Here is a 1,410-nt window from a genome sequence, read left to right as displayed (position 1 = left end):
CCCGGTGCGTCCTGCCCCCGACCCGGACGGCCGCCTCCATGCCGGACCCACCCACCGCCACGGCCGGGATGGCCATACCGCTGCTGGGCTCGCCAGGCGGGACCGCCGCGCCGGGGGGCGCCACGATGAGCGGGCGCGTCGGCGCGGCGTCAACGGGCGGTCCGCCCGGCGCGGGCACCGCTGCCCCGGGCACGGACGCGATGGGCGCGGGGGCAGGAGGCGCCGGTGGCGGGACGTTCGCGGGGTCTGCGGTTCATGGCTCCGACGGGCCGAGGCCTCTGTGCCACGGGCCGCTCGCCCTCAGAGGCGGTCACGCGGCCCCTTACTGCCGCTGGTGCGGCCGGGTGGACGCCGACTGGCGCTGCCCGTCCTGTGGCAGCCCCAGGCTTCGCGCCGTCGTCACCGGCGCCAGGCGTACGGCGGAGGAGCTCGGCAGGGCCTTCCCCTCCGTGCAGGTGCGCACGTCGGGCCGCGACGGCGTGCTGGCCACCGTCCCTGACACCCGTGCGCTGGTCGTCGCCACCCCCGGCGCCGAGCCCGTGGCGCAGGGCGGGTACGCGGCCGCCGTGCTCCTCGACGGATGGGCACTCCTGGGCAGGGCCGACCTGAGGGCGTCCGAGGAGACGGTCCGCCGGTGGATGAACGCCGCCGCCCTCCTCCGTCCCGCCGCCGAGCTGGTGGTGCTCGGCGACGCCGCGCTGCCCGCCGTACAGGCCCTGCTGCGGTGGGACCCCGTCACTCACGCCGAGCGCGAGCTGGGCGACCGCGCCGAGCTGGGGTTCCCCCCGGCGGTGCGGATGGCGACGCTCACCGGCGCGGCGAGCGCGGTCAGGCAGATGCTCGACGAGGTACGCCTCCCGCCCGGCGCCCAGGTGCTCGGCCCCGTCCCCATGGACGAGTCCGGCCTGGAACGGGCCATGATCCGGGTCCGGCGGTCCGGCGGCGCCGCGCTGGCCGCCGCGCTCAAAGGGGCCAGTGGGGTACGTGCGGCGCGTAAGACGCCAGATGTCGTGAAGGTAAGTGTCGACCCACTCGACCTGATTTAGACCATTTCCCCGATTCGCTCATCTGGAGACCAGCCGTTAGCGTGCCCCTGTGTCGATCGAATGGGTGAACCGGGCCATCGACGCCCTGCGCGCCTGGGGGCGCGCGCGGGAAGTCGAGGTGGACGCGGACGAGGTCCGCCTGCTCTGCGACTACGCCAGCGACTACCTCAACGTCAACGAACTCGGTGACTTCACCCCCGAGACCTTCGACGAGCTGCTGCTGTCCATCTATCCGCGCAAGGTGATCGCGCCCCCGGAGAGCGCCGCTGAGACCGTCGCCGCCGCCCGCACCCTCGTCGACTACCTCAGCGAGTCGGGCGCGGCGTCCGAGGAGACGGCGGCGCTCATGCGCGGCAGGCTCGAC

At 74.9% G+C, this 1,410-nt stretch carries 2 pseudogenes; both read left to right on the top strand.

The window, feature by feature from the left end:
- Nucleotides 1-1,046, top strand: a pseudogene (locus AB0J09_RS64715) (primosomal protein N'); the annotation flags it as partial.
- 49 nt (nt 1,047-1,095) lie between these two features.
- A pseudogene (locus AB0J09_RS64710) lies at nt 1,096-1,410 on the top strand (hypothetical protein); the annotation flags it as partial.

Source organism: Nonomuraea sp. NPDC049784 (assembly GCF_040659615.1).
GTDB lineage: Bacteria > Actinomycetota > Actinomycetes > Streptosporangiales > Streptosporangiaceae > Nonomuraea.
This window is presented reverse-complemented; position numbering and strand designations above follow the sequence as displayed.